Annotated in this window: 17 protein-coding genes; 9 read left to right on the top strand and 8 right to left on the bottom strand. The window is 63.7% G+C overall.

Annotated elements, in window-relative coordinates; all coding sequences use genetic code 11:
* Positions 1-419 precede the first annotated feature (419 nt).
* From AC0L16_RS32420 to AC0L16_RS32410, 3 genes are all read left to right on the top strand, one after another.
* Positions 420-848: a CBS domain-containing protein gene (locus tag AC0L16_RS32420; RefSeq protein ID WP_473625605.1), complete on the top strand. Its 429-nt coding sequence runs from the start codon at positions 420-422 to the stop codon at positions 846-848.
* A gap of 292 nt (positions 849-1,140) precedes the next feature.
* Positions 1,141-2,295, top strand: coding sequence for an efflux RND transporter periplasmic adaptor subunit (locus tag AC0L16_RS32415; protein ID WP_473625603.1), 1,155 nt, complete (start codon positions 1,141-1,143; stop codon positions 2,293-2,295).
* Positions 2,295-5,426: an efflux RND transporter permease subunit gene (locus AC0L16_RS32410; protein WP_473625602.1), complete on the top strand. Its 3,132-nt coding sequence runs from the start codon at positions 2,295-2,297 to the stop codon at positions 5,424-5,426. The genes AC0L16_RS32415 and AC0L16_RS32410 overlap by 1 nt, the downstream gene beginning before the upstream one ends.
* Before the next feature lies 1 nt (position 5,427).
* Here AC0L16_RS32410 and AC0L16_RS32405 read toward each other — a convergent pair whose 3' ends face one another.
* Complete coding sequence (locus AC0L16_RS32405; RefSeq protein ID WP_473625601.1) at positions 5,428-5,619, bottom strand: DUF2283 domain-containing protein; 192 nt, start codon at positions 5,617-5,619, stop codon at positions 5,428-5,430.
* A 426-nt stretch (positions 5,620-6,045) separates the two neighbouring features.
* Here AC0L16_RS32405 and AC0L16_RS32400 point away from each other — a divergent pair, with 426 nt between their 5' ends.
* From AC0L16_RS32400 to AC0L16_RS32385, 4 genes are all read left to right on the top strand, one after another.
* A complete protein-coding gene (locus AC0L16_RS32400) occupies positions 6,046-6,861 on the top strand; it encodes an SDR family oxidoreductase (protein ID WP_473625600.1) in 816 nt (271 codons plus the stop codon).
* 26 nt (positions 6,862-6,887) lie between these two features.
* Positions 6,888-7,382, top strand: a complete 495-nt coding sequence (locus AC0L16_RS32395) for a MaoC family dehydratase (RefSeq protein WP_268929563.1) — start codon at positions 6,888-6,890, stop codon at positions 7,380-7,382.
* A 307-nt stretch (positions 7,383-7,689) separates the two neighbouring features.
* Positions 7,690-8,334, top strand: a complete 645-nt coding sequence (locus tag AC0L16_RS32390) for a TetR/AcrR family transcriptional regulator (RefSeq protein ID WP_473625599.1) — start codon at positions 7,690-7,692, stop codon at positions 8,332-8,334.
* A 246-nt stretch (positions 8,335-8,580) separates the two neighbouring features.
* Positions 8,581-8,826, top strand: coding sequence for a DUF680 domain-containing protein (locus AC0L16_RS32385; protein ID WP_473625598.1), 246 nt, complete (start codon positions 8,581-8,583; stop codon positions 8,824-8,826).
* 78 nt (positions 8,827-8,904) lie between these two features.
* Here AC0L16_RS32385 and AC0L16_RS32380 read toward each other — a convergent pair whose 3' ends face one another.
* The 5 genes from AC0L16_RS32380 to AC0L16_RS32360 form a co-directional block, all read right to left on the bottom strand.
* A complete protein-coding gene (locus tag AC0L16_RS32380) occupies positions 8,905-9,135 on the bottom strand; it encodes a hypothetical protein (RefSeq protein WP_473625606.1) in 231 nt (76 codons plus the stop codon).
* 71 nt (positions 9,136-9,206) lie between these two features.
* Positions 9,207-9,788, bottom strand: a complete 582-nt coding sequence (locus AC0L16_RS32375) for a sarcosine oxidase subunit gamma (protein WP_473625596.1) — start codon at positions 9,786-9,788, stop codon at positions 9,207-9,209.
* Complete coding sequence (locus tag AC0L16_RS32370) at positions 9,781-12,789, bottom strand: sarcosine oxidase subunit alpha (RefSeq protein WP_473625595.1); 3,009 nt, start codon at positions 12,787-12,789, stop codon at positions 9,781-9,783. Before AC0L16_RS32370 ends, AC0L16_RS32375 begins: the two co-directional genes overlap by 8 nt.
* Positions 12,786-13,082 (bottom strand): sarcosine oxidase subunit delta, encoded by a 297-nt coding sequence (locus AC0L16_RS32365; protein WP_023797525.1) that lies wholly within the window; start codon positions 13,080-13,082, stop codon positions 12,786-12,788. The genes AC0L16_RS32370 and AC0L16_RS32365 overlap by 4 nt, the downstream gene beginning before the upstream one ends.
* A gap of 88 nt (positions 13,083-13,170) precedes the next feature.
* Complete coding sequence (locus tag AC0L16_RS32360) at positions 13,171-14,424, bottom strand: sarcosine oxidase subunit beta (protein ID WP_473625594.1); 1,254 nt, start codon at positions 14,422-14,424, stop codon at positions 13,171-13,173.
* A gap of 264 nt (positions 14,425-14,688) precedes the next feature.
* On the opposite strand from AC0L16_RS32360, the gene AC0L16_RS32355 reads away from it, so the two are divergent.
* Together AC0L16_RS32355 and AC0L16_RS32350 are read left to right on the top strand one after the other, a co-directional pair.
* Positions 14,689-15,447, top strand: a complete 759-nt coding sequence (locus AC0L16_RS32355) for an SDR family oxidoreductase (RefSeq protein ID WP_473625593.1) — start codon at positions 14,689-14,691, stop codon at positions 15,445-15,447.
* A 115-nt stretch (positions 15,448-15,562) separates the two neighbouring features.
* Positions 15,563-15,949: an SET domain-containing protein gene (locus AC0L16_RS32350; RefSeq protein ID WP_473625592.1), complete on the top strand. Its 387-nt coding sequence runs from the start codon at positions 15,563-15,565 to the stop codon at positions 15,947-15,949.
* 63 nt (positions 15,950-16,012) lie between these two features.
* Here the strand turns inward: AC0L16_RS32350 and AC0L16_RS32345 are convergent, their stop codons facing one another.
* Together AC0L16_RS32345 and AC0L16_RS32340 are read right to left on the bottom strand one after the other, a co-directional pair.
* A complete protein-coding gene (locus AC0L16_RS32345) occupies positions 16,013-16,456 on the bottom strand; it encodes a DUF6766 family protein (RefSeq protein ID WP_473625591.1) in 444 nt (147 codons plus the stop codon).
* A complete protein-coding gene (locus AC0L16_RS32340) occupies positions 16,443-16,952 on the bottom strand; it encodes a YciE/YciF ferroxidase family protein (protein ID WP_473625590.1) in 510 nt (169 codons plus the stop codon). Before AC0L16_RS32340 ends, AC0L16_RS32345 begins: the two co-directional genes overlap by 14 nt.
* Positions 16,953-17,217: the final 265 nt, after the last annotated feature.

Raw genomic sequence — 17,217 nt, 5'->3', positions numbered from 1 at the left:
CTTTTGGCTTCGGGGCCGTTCGAGTGTCGCTCACGCGGCTCTCTTGAATTTCGCAGAGGGCAGATCTAGAAGCGAACCGCTTCGTCGCCAGCGGCGCACCGCCCTCGTTGGTGAGGCGTATATGGGAAGCATCGGTTTCGTGTCAAGCACCTTTTGGTGAAAGAACCTGCTAATTCCATTGCCGGCTTGGCATCGTGCGGCGTTCCCCGGTTTCAGCCAGCTCGATCCATGTTGGCTGCAGGGATGGAATTACGACAGCAATGCTCGTTCTCGGTTATCCATAGCCGGATGCCCTTCCCGAGAGATGGGTGACAGTCGCAGCGCGACAGGCCTGAGGCCCTCAACACGTTCTCCAGACCAATATCGCTCGACGATCGCCGGCGCCGGTGCCGTTCTGCGCGCGAACAGGGAGATTCACCATGAAAGTCGCTGAGATAATGACCCCCAACGTTCATCTCGCCAGTCCTGACGAGTCGTTGCAGAAAATCGCGAGACGCATGGCGGTCGACGATGTCGGGTTCCTGCCCGTCGGAGAAAACGACCGACTCGTCGGAACGATCACCGACCGTGACATCGTCGTGCGTGCGCTCGCCGAGGGCAAGGACGGCAATGCCACGGTCCGCGACGTGATGACCAAGGATGTCAAATACTGCTTCGAGGACGAAGATATCGAGCACGTCGCCCAGAATATGGGTGACATCCAGGTCAGGCGGTTGCCTGTCCTCAATCGCGACAAGCGCCTGGTGGGCGTGGTCTCGCTCGCGGACGCGGCGCTGAAGGAAGATCCGGCAACCGCCGGAATCGCGATGTCCGGCGTCGTCGTACCCGGCGGCGCACACGCGACATAAAAAATCTCCGCGGGCACGCAGACGGGATCCGATGGACGACCTGCCGAGCGGCGCCGTCGGCGTGGCCTCGAGGCGGCGATCGAAACGGCCAGCGCATCGTGGCCGCCCGCGTCGATCGGCCAGTGAGCCCAGCCGAGGCCCTTATCAACGTTACGCCGATTTAATGTGCAAGCGAGCGGGAGAATTGCCATAAAGCTTTGATATCGACGGGCCATCCCCTGTGTCGGAGGGTGCCGTCGCGACTACTTCACCTTGGGAACCGTAGGCGGTATATTTGCCAACCGGAGCGCCGATGGCCACCTGGAAACAGATCGTTTTTGCACTTGTGATCCTCGTCGCGGCTGCGGCCGCCTGGGTTCGCTTTTTTCCAGGCGCGCCGGATGTGCTGGCCCGCTGGGGCATCGACTGGGCTTATGCCGCAACGCCACCAACGGGCACCGTCGATAACGCCGGGCAAGCAGGCAGCCGCAACGCCGCCGGCCAGCGGGTGACCATCGTTGCATTGCCGGCGTCCGCCGCCATCATCAACGATCGCCTGCAGGCGATCGGCACCGGCCGCGCCAACGCCTCGGTGACGGTCAATCCCTACAGTTCCGGCCGCCTCGTAGAATTCCTGGTCGAGTCCGGCGCGCATGTCGAAAAGGGGCAGGTGATCGCCACCCTCGATTCCGACACCGAGGTGATCGCACAGGACCGCGCCAAGGTTGCTTTGCAGGACGCGCAGGCCAGGCTCGTCCGGGTCAAATCGCTGCGGGCTTCCAACGCTGCGACAGCCGTCGCCGTTGCCGATGCCGAAGTGGTGCTGGCCAATGCCAAGCTGGCGCTTCGCGATGCGGAACTGGCCTTGCAGCGCCGCTCGATCGTCGCACCGATCGCCGGTGTCGTCGGCATCCTGCCGATATCAGCCGGCAACTATGTGACCAGCCAGTCGGCGGTTGCCACCCTCGACGACCGCTCCAGCATACTGGTCGAATTCTGGGTGCCGGAGCGCTTCGCCGCCGCCGTCAAGATCGGCGCGCAATTGTCGGCGACGCCGATTGCCAATCCCAACAAAGCCTATACCGGTACGGTTTCCGCTATCGACAATCACATCGATGAAGCCAGCCGTACCCTCCTGGTCAAGGCAAAGATCGCCAACCCGGCCGATTCGCTGCGTGCCGGCATGTCCTTCCAGATCTCCATGAAATTCCCCGGCGACAGCTATCCGGCGGTCAGTCCGCTGGCGATCCAGTGGGGTTCGGACGGCGCCTATATCTGGGCCATTGTGGACGGCAAGGCCAAGCGGGTGGCCGTGCGCATCATCCAGCGCAACACCGAGACCGTGCTGATCGACGCCCCGATCGTCAGCGGCGACATGGTGGTGACCGAAGGCACCCAGAGCGTCAGCGAAGGCGGCGAGGTCCGCATCGCCGGCGAAGAACAGCGCGCCGCGGACGCCGACGGCTGATGACCGCAACCAACAACGCCGCCGGCGACACAGGCTTCACTGCGCTGTTCATCCGCAGGCCGGTGATGGCCTTCGTGCTGAACACATTGATCGCGGTTGCCGGCCTTGCCGCCTTCTACGGCGTCGAGATCCGCGAACTGCCGGATGTCGACCGCCCCGTCATCACCGTTAACACGACCTTTGAAGGCGCCGCATCCGAAACCGTCGACCGCGAACTGACCGACGTGATCGAGGGCGCGGTCGGCCGCGTCTCCGGCGTAAAGTCGATCTCGTCCACCTCGTCCTTCGGCACGAGCCGCGTCACCATCGAATTCAACGACGGGGTCAACCTCGACGTCGCCGCCTCCGATGTGCGCGACGCCGTTGGCCGCGTCGTCGACCAGATGCCTGACACGGCGGATGCGCCGCGCATCGTCAAGGCCGACGCCAATTCCGAACCGGTGATGCGGCTGGCTGTCACCTCCGACACCATGTCGGTGCAGGACATGACGGTGCTGGTCCAGGACCAGATCGAGGACGAGCTTGCCGCCGTGCCCGGCGTTGCCGACGTCCAGGTCTATGGCGACCGCGACAAGATCTTCCGCATCGATGTCGACCAGAACAAACTTGCCAGCCTGGGCTTCACCGTTGCCGACCTGAGGACAGCGCTGGCTTCGGTCGCTTTCGATTCGCCGGCCGGTTCGATCACCACGACCAACCAGGACCTGATCGTGCGTCCGACGGCGGACGTGACCACGCCGGAGGAGTTCGAAAACATCATCATCGGCGGCACGACCCGCATCCGCGACGTCGCCACCGTCACGCTCGGCCCCGACATCGGCCAGACCACATTGCGTTCGAACGGCAAGACCGGCATCGGTCTCGGCATCATCCGCCAGGCGGAATCGAACACGCTGGATATTTCGACCGGCGTCAGGGCCGCGGTCGCCGCGCTGCAGGCGGATCTACCTCAGGGCATGTCGATCAAGGTCACCAGCGACGATGCGGTCTTCGTCAACGGCGCGGTGCATGAGGTCGAGATCGCACTCGGCCTGTCCGTCTCAATCGTGCTGATCGTCATCTACGTGTTTCTCCTCGACTGGCGCGCGACGCTCATTCCGGGGCTTGCGATGCCGGTCGCCATGATCGGGACGATCGCCGCCATCTATCTCGCCGGCTTCTCGGTCAACATATTGACGCTGCTCGCCCTGGTGCTGGCGACGGGCCTGGTCGTCGATGACGCCATCGTCGTTCTGGAAAATATCGTGCGACGACGCAACGAAGGCATGGGGCCACGCGCCGCGGCCGTGCTTGGCGCCCAGGAAGTGTTCTTCGCCGTCATCGCCACGACGCTGACGCTGGTCGCCGTGTTCGTGCCGATCTCCTTCCTGCCCGGCCAGACCGGCGGCCTGTTTCGCGAATTCGGCTTCGTTCTCGCAATATCGGTGCTTCTGTCCGCCGTCGTGGCGCTGACCCTTTGTCCGATGCTTGCCTCGCGCATGCTGTCGGTCGCGCCGCTTCATCACGAAGGCGGCAGCGGCATCGGCGCCCGCATCGGCGGCGCGCTGAACAGGCTCTACCGGCGCTGCCTGCGCACCTGCCTCGATGCGCCGTGGATCGTGCTCCTGGTCGCGCTGCTGTTTGCAGCCACCGCCTTCACGCTGTTCGGCACGATTCGCCAGGAACTGACGCCGACCGAGGATCGTGCCGTCGTGCTCATGCGCGTCGACGCGCCGCAAGGCGTCAGCCTCGACTACACGACGCAGCAGATGCAGAAGATCGAAAAACTGATCCAGCCGCTGCGCGATTCCGGCGAAATCCGCAATACGTTCGAGAGCGCCGGCCGGAACGGCGCCTACAATGCCGGCTTCATGGTGATGACGCTGGCGCCATGGGACGAGCGCGACCGCAGCCAGCAGCAGATCATGGCCGACATCAGCCGGCGCACCCGGCAGGTGCCGAGCGTGCGCGTCTTTCCGATGCAGCCCAACAGCCTCGGTATTCGCGGCGCCGGCAACGGCCTGCAGTTCGCGCTGGTCGGCAACAACCGCGCGGCGCTCGGCAACGCTGCGGTGAAGATCATCGCGGAAATGCAGAAGGGCCCCGGCTTCCAGTCGCCGCGGCTCTCTGTCGACCCGACGCAGCCCCAGCTTTCCGTCGCCATCGACCGCGAGCGCGCTTCCGACCTCGGCATCGACATCACCAGGCTGGCCGATTCCTTCCAGGCCATGCTCGACGGCAATGATGTCGTCGACGTCTATATCGCCGATCGCAGCTACGGCGTGAAGCTCGTCTCGACGACCAACCCGATCAACGATCCGACCGATTTGGAGAACATCTTCCTGAAGACGGCCGACGGCCGCTTCGTGCCGATGTCGACCATCGCCACTTTGACCGAGCGAGCCGTACCGCCCTCGCTGACCCGCGAGCAGCAGCAGCCGTCGGTGGCGATCACCTCCAACCTCAGCGGCGATTTCGCGCTCGGCCAGGCGCTCACCCGCGCCGAGGCAATCGCCACGCCGCTTCTGCCGCCGGGCAGCCGCATCGTCCCCTTGGCCGAGGCGGCGACGCTGGGCGAGACCAACAGCGCCATGATCACCATCTTCGGTTTCTCGCTGGTCATCATCCTTTTGGTGCTCGCCGCTCAGTTCGAGAGCTTCGTCAGCGCGGTCATCATCATGGCGACGGTGCCGCTCGGCCTCGCCTGCGCGATCTTTGCCCTTTTGCTCAGCGGCACCAGCCTCAACGCCTACAGCCAGATCGGCCTGGTGCTGCTGGTCGGCGTCATGGCCAAGAACGGCATTCTGATCGTCGAGTTCGCCAATCAGTTGCGCGACCGCGGGCTCGGCGTGCGCGAGGCGATCGAGCAGGCCTCCACCATCCGGCTGCGGCCGGTGATGATGACGATGATCTGCACCGTGCTCGGCGGCGTGCCGCTGGTGCTGGCGAGCGGCGCCGGCGCCGAGGCGCGCATCGCGCTCGGCTGGGTGATCGTCGGCGGCCTGGGTCTGGCCACCGTCTCGACGCTGTTCCTGACGCCGGTCGCCTATCTCCTGCTCGGCCGCTTCGTCACGCCGAAGGTGGAAGAGGCGTCGCGGCTGAAGCGCGAGCTCGAACAAGCCGCCTACACCAATGTCGAGCCGGCTGAGTAGGTCAGGCCGCCTTTAGGATCGCGGCGGGAAGGTGTTCTCGGGCATCCAGCACCTCCATCCCGACGATGTGACCTTCAGCATCATAGTCGAGGACTATGCCTGCGGAGGCTTCCTCGCTTTCCTGGATCGCCTCCGAGGAGAAACGAATGTAGGCAGCATTGGCTTCCGGGTCATATTCGAGTTTGAGCGTCATTTCGGCCTTCTCGCCCCGCGATCGAAGTAAGCAGACAGTATACGGATTTCCTCAGGCGTAGAAACCGCAGCGCACACCGGCAGGACAATCGCTTCAGCTTAGACCAATGGCCGCTCATTCCGAGCGTTTGCGCTGCCCCTCACCTGCCTGCCGGCATCCTCTCCCCGTATAGTGACGGGGAGAGGGCGCTGTATCGATGATTTCGCCAATGTCCAACGTTGCAGAATGTGCGCCGGCGTTGCGGTCAGCTCCTTCTCCCCGTCACTATACGGGGAGAAGTGCCCGGCAGGGCGATGAGGGGCGGCGCCGACTTCAACAAGTTGATCTCCAATACAAATTGGGCACTATCATTTGCCTGAAGAGGTTTGCGGCCCTGACCATGGCAGCCTTTTGCTGGGCGAGGCACGGGCGCGCGGAGGAATTGCGATGAGCTATCTGGACGAGCTGTTTTCGGTGGCCGGCAAGACCGCGCTGGTCACCGGGGCTGCGACCGGCATCGGTCGTATGGCGGCGACCGCTTTGGTCAGGGCCGGCGCCACCGTGATGATCGCCTCGCGCAAGGGCGAGGATTGTATCAGGGTTGCCGGCGAACTGAACGGCCTCGGCGGCTCCGGCCGGGCCGAGGGCTTTGCCGGCGATGTCTCCAGCGAGGCTGGCATCGCGGCGCTGGTCGACGAGGTCAAGGCGCGGACCGAGCGGCTGAACATCCTGGTCAACAATGCCGGCGTCTCCTGGGGCGCGCCGCTGGAAAGTTTTCCCTACCATGCCTGGGCCAAGGTGTTCGGCGTCAACGTCACTGCGGTCTTCCACCTGACGCGCGAGCTTCTGCCGCTGCTCGAGGCCGCCGCCAGCGATGCCGATCCGGCCAGGGTGATCAATCTGGGTTCGGTGATGGGCACGCAGCCGCTGGCCGACGACGCCTACTCTTACTCTGCCTCGAAGGCTGCTGTTCACCATCTGACGCGCATCTTGGCGATCGAGTTCGCCGCCCGCCGCATCACCGTCAATGCGTTCGCCCCCGGCCCCTTCCAGAGCCGGATGACCGCTTTCGCCACCGCGAGCGAGGAACAGGCAAGACAAGTCGGCGGCCATGTTCCGCTTCGTCGCATCGGCGCGCCGGATGACATTGCCGGCGCGACGCTCTATTTGTGCAGCCGTGCCGGCAGCTATGTCACCGGCGCCATCCTGCCGATCGATGGCGGGCAGTCGGTGCAGCATGGGCTGACACTGTTCAAGGAATGAAGCCGCTCGCGCTCCGGACGGTTGAAATGGAGGACATCAGCGTGGAACCGATCAGTCTCGATGTGCTTCTGGCCAGCGTCGGCAAAGAGGTCGGCGTCTCGCCGTGGCGGGTGGTCTCGCAGCGCATGATCGACCAGTTCGCCGATGCCACCGACGACCACCAGTTCATCCATTGCGACCCGGAGCGCGCCAAGCGCGAGACGCCGTTCGGCGGCACCATCGCGCATGGTTTTCTGTCGCTTTCGCTTCTGTCGGCGATGACCTTCGAGACCATGCCGCCGCTCGAAAACAGCAAGATGGGGGTCAACCATGGTTTTGATTCGCTGCGCTTCCTGGCGCCGGTGAAGACCGGCGCGCGCATCCGCACCCGTTTTGTGCTGGCCGACGTCAAGGTCAGGCCGTCGGGTTGGGTGCAGACCGCGCATGACGTGACGATCGAGATCGAGGGCTCGAAAAAGCCGGCGCTGACCGCGCGCTGGCTGACGCTGACATTGATCGAGCGCGAGCCAGAAGCGGCCTGAACGGCTCAGCGAGCCTCGGCAGAGATGATCTTCATGTGCCGCGGATCCACGCTTAGTGCACTGGACGAAAGCTCGGTCATGGTCGTATCGGCCCTAGCAACTAACTCTCTTGGCCGGGCCGCAGCTAACCTCTGGTTGTAACGGTCCGATGTCGCGTCGTTCTGCCCGGGTAACACTTGTGATCGATGTTTGGGCGAAAAATAGCTGAGAAGGGCGCCGATTTTTGACCGCGCCTTGTCCGATTCCGTACAGCGTATATAGTTTAGCCAGCCACTCACCGCCGCTAACAGATAAAGGCAGGCGAAAATTGCCGCTTAGCGTCCAGACACGCCGCGAGAAACAAAAGGCCGAACTGCGCTCCGAACTTGTCGACGCCGCGCACAAACTCGTCCAGGAAGAAGGCTATGAAGGCCTCACCATCCGCAAGCTGGCCAAGCGTGTCGGATATGCGCCGATGTCGGTTTATTCCTATTTTGCCGACAAGCAGGACATCTTGTTCGCGTTGGCCGAGGACGCGTTCAAGACTCTGGCAGCGCGTATCGAGGATCACCCGGCCGACGATCCGATCGAGGCGCTGCAAGTGGTGATGACCGAATATGCGGCCTTCGGCCTTGGCAACCCCAACGAGTATCGCACGATATTCATGACCGAGAAGGTCAAGCCCCCGGAAGGCAAGACCTTCGCCGAGATGCAGGAGGGCAACCCGTTGATGAAGGTGCTGATCAAGAGGGTCGAGGCCTGCGTGGCCGCCGGCAAGCTGAAGGGCGATCCGCGCGCCATCGCCACCATGCTGTGGGCGGTCGGCCACGGCACGATCTCGCTGCTGATCACCTTTCCCTTCTATCCGTTCGGCGACCAGCAGGCGTTCGTGAAGCGGATGTGCGACTTCACGCTTGCCGCGCTGGCCACGCAGGACGTGCCGCCGCTGACCGAGACGCCGGTCAACTGCTGAAGGGTTTTTGTTCGGTTTCGGATAGCTGACAGGCAAGCGAAGCGGGGCGAAGGGCTGGTGAATCAACCTATGCGTGTGGGTCACCTGGTGGCTTGGATCGCGACCCGGCGGGCAAGCGTCACGCTCGTTGTCAAAATTTTCGTACTTGTACAATTTCCGACTTGAACTTCATATTCACCGGCCGTATATGTACACTATGTCGTACATGTACAAAAAGATTTCAGCCATCCAGCCCGGAGACAGGCCATGAAAAAGACAATCCTCACCCTCGCGGCACTGCTTGCTTTCTCGGGCGCTGCCTTCGCCGACCAGAGTCAACTCGGCAAACAGGCGCCGGCCGCGGCCTGCGCCGACACCAGCATCAAGCTCGATTGCGGCGCGACCGGATCGGTCGAGAAGGCAGGCGCGGCTACCCACAAGGGCTCAACGGAAAGCAAGGACCCGCGGCTCGGCATCGACATCGACCCGTGGATCGTGCCCAGCACGTTCTGACATTCGAAAAGGGCGACAGGAAATCCTGACCGCCCGCTCTCGTGGCCGGCGACCCGGCTCGCCGGAGCCTGATGGATGTTATTTCCTGCGCTTCTTCATTCCGGCCACGAACTTGGCCTTGCCAGGTCTTGCAGGAGCACCGGGAATCGAAGTCCCGGTGATCGACACCGGATCGCTGGCCGGAAACGTGTCCTCGAGCCCTTCCTCGAGTTCCTCTTCAATGTTTGGTTCTTTGTGCTGCTCGTGTTCGAACGAGCGCACGGCCGGCGTCTTCTGAGCCGCTGGATTCGGCGCGGATTTCGACGGCATCGACATTTCTCCCCCGACTTGCTCTGGCTCCTCGACTCGCTCCGGCAAACGGTCGAGCCCAGCGAACATTCCTAAGCCGCGGCGTCGCCGGCCGCCTCCGACAGGAAAGTAAAGACATAATCGGAAAAAGAGCGCCAGCATTCAACCCGGAACGCGTCGGCTGCGGTGCGCAACAGCACGATCTCGGCCTTGCCCAGGATGGTGCGCGACGCCGCGCCCACCGGAAAGACGTCCAGCGACAGATCCTGCGGACAACCTGAATTGATCGTCGCCGCCGCCGCTGGGCCGATGACCGAGATGGCAACGTTGCGATGCGAGATGCCGACCGCCGAATGCAGCACTGTAACCTCGGCGCAGTCGGCGAGCGGGTCTTTTCCCACCTCGTCGATGACCAGCCATTCGTCCGGCCCAAGCCACAATGCCGTGCGCCCGGCCTTTGCCGCCGAGGATTTGGGCTTCCGCGGCAGGCCCACGCCAAGCGCCTTCGAAAGCGCCGCGACAGAGGCGTCCGGTGCGCGCAGCGAAATACGCTGCGCCGGCGGCAACACAGCAAGCGTAACGCCGGTTACGGAAAGCTCCTGACCGACGAGAGCCGGCCGGCGTTCGACCGACGGCGCAGCGGCTGCAGATTTCTTCGCAACAGCCTTAGCCATTGAGGCGCTCCCCCTTCTCGTCGAAGAACACCATGCCGGTGACCTCCACCTCGATCGTCGCATTGGGCATCGGCACGTAGAGCGTGTCACCCATCCGGTCGCGGCCGCCGGCAACCAGGGCCAGGGCGATCGAGCGGCCGCAATTTTCCGACCAATAGCTCGAGGTGACATGGCCGATCATGGTCATCGGGATCGCCTGCTTCGGATCGCCGACGATCTGCGCGCCTTCTTCCAGCACCACTTTTGGGTCTTTGGTCTTCAGGCCGACAAGCTGCTTGCGGCCCTTGGCGACCAGGTCGGGCCGAGCCATGCCCCTGATACCGACGAAATCGGTCTTCTTCTTGCCGACCGCCCAGTCGAGACCGGCATCGTTTGGCGTCACCGTGCCGTCGGTGTCCTGGCCGACGATGATGTAACCCTTTTCGGCACGCAGCACGTGCATCGCCTCGGTGCCATAGGCACAGGCGCCATGCTTCTGGCCATCGGTCCACAGCGCTTCCCAGACGGCCTGGCCGTAGTCGGCCGGCACGTTGACCTCGAAGCCGCGCTCGCCGGTGAACGACATGCGGAACAGCCTTGTCGGCACCCCGCAGATCTTGCCTTCGCGCACTGACATATGCGGCAGCGCCCCGTCCGACATGTCGATGCCCTCGACCAGCGGCGCGATGATCTCCCGCGACTTCGGTCCCTGCACGGCGATCACCGCCCACTGCTCGGTGATCGAGGTCAGCCAGACGTTGAGATGCGGAAACTCGGTCTGGAGGTAATCCTCCATATGGTTCATGACGCGCGGCGCACCGCCTGTCGTCGTCGTCACATGGAACCGGTCCGGCGCCAGTCTTCCAACCACACCGTCGTCATAGATGAACCCATCCTCGCGCAGCATGATGCCATAGCGGCAACGGCCGGGCTCCAGTTTCTCCCACGGATTGGTATAGAGCAGTTCCATGAACTTCGCCGCATCCGGCCCGACCACCTCGATCTTGCCCAGCGTCGAGGCGTCGAAAAGGCCGGCCGTCTTGCGCACCGTGACACACTCATGATCGACGGCGGCGTGCATGTCCTCGCCTGCTTTGGGAAAATACCAGGCGCGCTTCCATTGGCCGACATCCTCGAACACAGCGCCTTGAGCCTCGGCCCACGGATGGATCGCCGTCTTGCGGGTCGGTTCGAAGAGCGGACCCCGCGCGTGCCCGACGATCGAACCGAAGGTCACCGGCGTGTAAGGCGCCCGGAACGTCGTCAGGCCAACTTGCGGGATCGGCTTGCCCAGCGTCTCGGCGGCGATGGCCAGACCGTGCATGTTCGAGGTCTTGCCCTGGTCGGTCGCCATGCCGTTGGTGGTGAAGCGCTTGACGTGCTCGATCGAGCGCATGCCTTCATGCACCGCCTGGCGAATGTCCTTGGCGGTGACGTCGTTCTGGAAGTCGACGAAGGCCTTGACCGTCGTATCTGGCCCGGCGCCGGGCGCCGCACCCAGCATGCCGCGCGACCAGCTCTCGCTGGCGTCGACCTTCGGCTTGGTCCCCTTGAGGGTGTTGGCCCCTGCATTCTTGACGCTGGCATCTTTCGCCGCTTTGGCGCCCGCCGCATAGGCTTCGTCGATCGTCGCCGGCAGCCCGTCCGTACCGTTGCAGGCGCCGACCGACACGCAATCCTGCGCGTAGGTGCCGGGCACGAAACGCTTGGTCTCGTCGTTGAAGGCAACCTTGCCGCGTGACTGCGAGAACAGATGCACCGACGGTGTCCAGCCGGCCGACATCAGGATCGCGTCGACCGGGATGGTGCGCTCGCCGCCGCCATTCTTCGGCTGCACGGTCATCGAGGAGACGCGCAATTTGCCGCCGGCGCGGATCACCGCGCGGCCGAAATTGACCTCGATGCCGAGCGCCCTCGCCTCATCGATCAGCGCCCCGGTCGGATTGTCGCGCAGGTCGATTATCGCCGCCACGCCGACGCCGGCCTTCTTCAGGTCGATTGCCGCCGCATAGGCGGAATCATTGGCGGTATAGACGCCGACATTCCTGCCGACCGCGACGCCAAAATGGTTGAGATACGTGCGCGCCGCCGACGCCAGCATGATGCCGGGCCGATCGTTGTCGGCAAACACCATGTGTCGCTCGATGGCGCCGGTCGCCAGCACCACACGTTTGGCGCGAACCTGCCACAGCCGCTCCCGCGGCAGCTCGCGGCCGGGGTTCTGCAGATGGTCGCTGACGCGCTCTACCAGCCCGACGAAATTCTGCGCGTAATAGCCGAAGGCCGTGGTGCGCGACAGCACGCGGACATTGTCCATGGCCTTGAGCGTCGCGACTGCGCCTTGCGCCCAGGCAAAACCGTCCTGGCCGTCGATCCTGGCGCCGCTTTCGAAGCGCAGGCTGCCGCCGAAATCCACCTGCTCGTCGGCAAGGATGACGCGCACGCCGGTTTCGGCCGCGGCAAGTGCGGCGGCGATGCCAGCAGCCCCTCCGCCCAGCACCAGCACGTCGCAATGGGCAAAGCGCGCCGAATAATGGTCGGGATCCGGCTGGTCGGGAGCGACGCCAAGCCCTGCCGCAGCCCTGATCCTGGGCTCGTAAAAGTTTTTCCAGGCGGACTTCGGCCACATGAAGGTCTTGTAGTAGAAGCCCGCCGAAAGCAGCGGCGAGGCGATGTCGCCGAGCGCGCTGACGTCGAAGGCCAGCGACGGCCAGCGGTTCTGCGACTGTGCCGTCAGCCCGTCATAGAGCTCCTGCACGGTGGCGCGAACATTGGGTGTCCTCCTGGCGGAGTCGCGCTTGATCTCAACCAGCGCGTTGGGCTCTTCCGCCCCGGCGGACAGGAAGCCGCGCGGCCGGTGATATTTGAACGAACGGCCGACCAGATGGACGCCGTTGGCGAGCAGCGCCGAGGCCAGCGTTTCGCCCTCGACGCCGGCATAGGACTGGCCGTCGAAGCTGAACCGAGCGGTCTCTGCCTGCTTGAGGCGCCCGGCGCCGGGAATGCGGAACGTCGCGATCATTCGGAGGCTCCCGGCAGCTTCGCCGGCTTCGGCTCGCCGGCCTTGTAGGTCATCAGGAACCTGTCGCTGACGGTGTCACGCACGGCGTTGAAGAACCGCGCGCAGCCATGCATGTGCCGCCAGCGCTCATAGATGATGCCTTTGGGATTCGAGCGGATGAAGAAGAACTTTTCGAAATCGTCGTCGCTTGTCGCGGCCATATCCGCCGAACGCGCGATATGCGCCTCGCCGGCGTTGCGGAATTCGAGTTCCGGACGCTCTTCCTCGCAATAGGGGCAGCGGATGAGAAGCATGGTTGTTCCTACAATTCGCCGTGGCCGACGCGGGCGCCAGCCGGTTGATCGCAAAGCCACTGACCCAACGTCACGAAGGGAGCCATCATCAGTGGGCCACCGCCGCCGCCGCCGCCTCGTCGATCAGGCGACCGGTGCGGAAGCGCTCGATGGTGAAGGGGGCGTTGATCGGATGCGGATCGTCCCTGGCGATGGTATGGGCAAAGACATGGCCCGAGCCCGGCGTCGCCTTGAAGCCGCCCGTGCCCCAGCCGCAATTGACATAGAGGCCGGGCACCGGCGTCTTGGCCAGGATCGGCGAGCGGTCGGGCGTCACGTCGACGATGCCGCCCCACGAACGCAGCATCTTCATGCGCGTGAACATCGGGAACATCTCGCAGATGGCGTCGAGCGTGTGCTGCAGGATGTGCAGGCCGCCGGTCTGCGAATAGGAGATATACTGGTCGGTGCCGGCGCCGATGACCAGTTCGCCCTTGTCGGACTGCGAGATATAGGCGTGCACGGTGTTCGACATCACCACGCAGGGGAAGACCGGCTTGACCGGCTCTGACACCAGCGCCTGCAGCGGATAGCTTTCCAGCGGCATGCGCACGCCGGCCATGTTCATGATGACCGACGAATGGCCGGCGGCAACGACGCCGACCTTTTTGGCGCCGATGAAGCCGCGCGTCGTCTCAACGCCGGCGACCGCACCGTTCGGCGCCCGCTTGACGCCGGTGACTTCGCAGTTCTGGATGATGTGGACGCCGCGCGCCGAGGCGCCGCGCGCATAGCCCCAGGCAACGGCATCGTGACGCGCCGTGCCGCCGCGACGCTGCAGGGTGGCGCCCATCACCGGATAGCGGGCAGTGCGCGAAATGTTGAGCGGCGGGCAGAATTGCTTGGCGGCTTCCGGCGTCAGCCATTCATTGTCGATGCCGTTCAGACGATTGGCATGGACGTGGCGTTTCAAGACCTGGATGTCGTGGACATTGTGGGCCAGCATCATGACGCCGCGCGGCGAATACATGACGTTGTAGTTGAGTTCCTGGCTGAGCCCGTCCCACAACTTCAGCGCGTGGTCGTAGATGCCGGCGCTCTCGTCATAGAGATAGTTGGAGCGGATGATGGTGGTGTTGCGGCCGGTATTGCCGCCGCCGAGCCAACCCTTCTCCAGCACCGCGACATTGGTGATGCCGTGCACCGTGGCGAGGTAGTAGGCGGTGGCCAGGCCATGGCCGCCGGCGCCGACGATGATGACGTCGTATTCCTTCTTCGGCTCTGGCGAGGACCACTGTTCCTCCCAGCCCTTGTGGCCGCGCATGGCCTCGCGGGCGATGGCGAATACCGAGTATTTCTTCAACGTTCCAGCCTCGCAGATAGCGGCCGGACATCCAATCGAGCCCCGGCGCGCGAGGTGTATCACTAGCGAAACCGCGCTGCCAGCCTTGCGCTGTTTGCGACGGCGCTTGCCGTTTTGCGCCACGGCCAAAAAGACCTGTCGAAGCAACGAGCCGAACGACGCATCCGGACGCCTTCGCAGGTATCGGGTGGCTCGCTTTGCCTCGATCTGCGACCAAGCAGCCGATTGCCGGCAAAGCTGGCGCGAAGAAAAAGGACGCCAAAAATGCTCACGCTCGCCAGCAAGATCGCCATCGTCACCGGTGCCAGCTCCGGTATCGGCCGCGCCACCGCAAAACTCTTTGCCGAGGAAGGCGCCAAGCTGGTCGTCGCTGCCCGTCGCCAGGCAGAGCTGGACGCGCTCGTTGCGGAAATCGAGCAGGCCGACGGCACGGCCATTGCTCTTGCCGGCGACATTAGGGACGAAGCCTATGCCAAGGGCCTTGTCGAGCTTGCGGTGGGCCGGTTTGGCGGTCTCGACATCGCCTTCAACAATGCTGGCTCCGTCGGCCAGATGGGACCGGTTCCCGACATGTCGCTGAAGACGTGGCACGAGACCATCGACATCAATCTGACCGGCGCCTTTATCGGTGCGAAATACCAGGTGCCGGCGCTACTGGAGCGCGGTGGCGGCTCGCTGATCTTCACCTCAAGCTTCGTCGGCCGAACCGCCGGCATGCCGGGTATGGCCGCTTACGCGGCCGCCAAGGCCGGCCTGATCGGGCTGACGCAGGTTCTGGCAGTTGAATACGGAGCACAAGGTTTGCGCGTCAACGCATTGCTGCCCGGCGGCACCGACACGCCGGGCGCGACGACGACCACACCCGAGGCCCGGGCTTTCGTCGAAGGCATCCACGCCCTGAAGCGGATGGCGCAGCCTGAGGAGATCGCCCGCTCGGCGCTCTATCTGGCGTCGGATGCGTCGAGCTTCACCACCGGAACGGCGCTGTTTGCCGATGGCGGCGTCTCGATCAATCGGACGTGAGGCGCTTCGCGTCGGCGAACAATGCAAGGGCGTGAAAACCCGGCTTGCTTTCTTGGCGCGATTTGGCGATTGCGTTTTCTGTTCGGAGAATGCTGTTCGAAGACGGGCTTAAAACATGCTGCTGATCAGGACTTACATCGCTGCTAGCGCAATCCAGGGCGTCGGCGTGTTTGCCGCCGAGCCGATCAGGAAGGGAGCGTCGATCTGGCGGCTCGATCCGGATTTCGACCGGTTGATCCCGATTGAAAAATATAAGACGGCACCGCCCTACCTCAGGGAATTGCTCGACAGATACGCCTATCCAAGCCCGGACCGGCCCGGATTCATCGTCTATGAAGTCGACAATGGCCGCTTCATGAACCATTCCGAAAGGCCGAACACGGACTTTTCTCGGTATGGCGGGGCAACTGCGATCCGCGCCATTGCGGCGGGCGAGGAAATAACCTGCGACTATGGCGAGTTCTTCGAGGATTTCGAGCGGCTTCATTTGGCCACGGCATAGAGGAAGCCCGCCGGCCCGAGCCGACGTATGATCGGCTCCGAGCCACATCTCCAGCTCCCAGATTTAGTTCCGGTGGGCGTGCGGCTGGTCGGTGTGGCGGCCGTCATACTGCAGGTCCAGCTCGCGAATCGCCTCCTTGCCCTTCTCCGGATCGACAAGCCTGAGAAGCGCGTCGATCTTGGCCTCCATACGGTCGGTACTCTCCTTCGATTGCGGCGATCCGACGAAGAGCAGGAACGCTAGGCCACCGACCTGCCAGAGCAGCTGCAGAAATTCCGACTGCCAGTTCTCGAGCGTGTCGCGGCTCATCTCGATCAGATAGCCGCCGAACTCGGGCGGTTGGCCAAGCGCTCGCTGCTCGTCGAGATAGGCGAACCAGCCGAAAACCCAGTGGCCGACAAGCGAGATGATGAAGAAGCCGAGGGTAATCCAGGCATAGCTGTAAGCCCGCCAGACCGAAGGTCGCTTCACGTTGCTCGCCGGCCTGCTGTCGTCATCGCTTGGCATGGTCGCTGTCCGACGCCGAGCGAGCCAGGAACTGCTCCGTAGTCGCGGGCAGCTTGTTTTGGAGCCACTCGGCCATCGCCTCCTCTTCACGCAGATTTTGTTCGCAGGCCCGGGCGATCTCCGTTTCGCCGAGGGACTCGGCGGTTGCAATGAGGACCGTGTAGGATGCGATCTCCATGTGCTCGAAGGTGTAGCTCGCCAGTGAGCCTTTCATCACCTCGTCGCCGGCGAAGACGCCGCTTAGGGACTGCGCCATCGCCAGCAGCTTGCCGCCGGCGTCCTTCAGCGCGGATGTATCTTCGCCCAGTTGTTCCAAGCAGGTTCCAAGGCGCGCGGCGTGTCCCTTCGTCTCATCGAGGTGCAGCCTGATGCGCTCGCTGAGCTCGGGATAACTCTCCAGCCGATTGAGCTGGCCGTTCAGCATGGTTTCGGCCTGCTCCTCCATCGCATGCGCATCCTTGAGCCACTGGACGAGCCATTCACGGGTGCCTGACATCGGTTTTCCCTGTGCTTGTTTCGCCGCAACAACCATTGGGGAACGAGGTTGGTTCCTTCGTTGATAGAGCCGGGCGGAGCGTTTTGCCGGATTGGGGCAGCAAGAATTTATCGGTGTCGGAGAAAACGCCAACGATGCTCATCGGCGCGGAGAGCCCGCCGAGCAGGCGAAGATGCTACCAGAGGTCGCAGGGCAACGAGTTCAGGTTAACGGCGAGTTGTAATTTGTGGCACGGCGTAGGTTGGCGTGATTCAAGAGGCTTCCA

The organism is Mesorhizobium sp. WSM4848 (assembly GCF_055811375.1).
The sequence above is the reverse complement of the archived record's forward strand: the minus strand, read 5'-3'. Positions and strand labels throughout refer to the sequence as shown.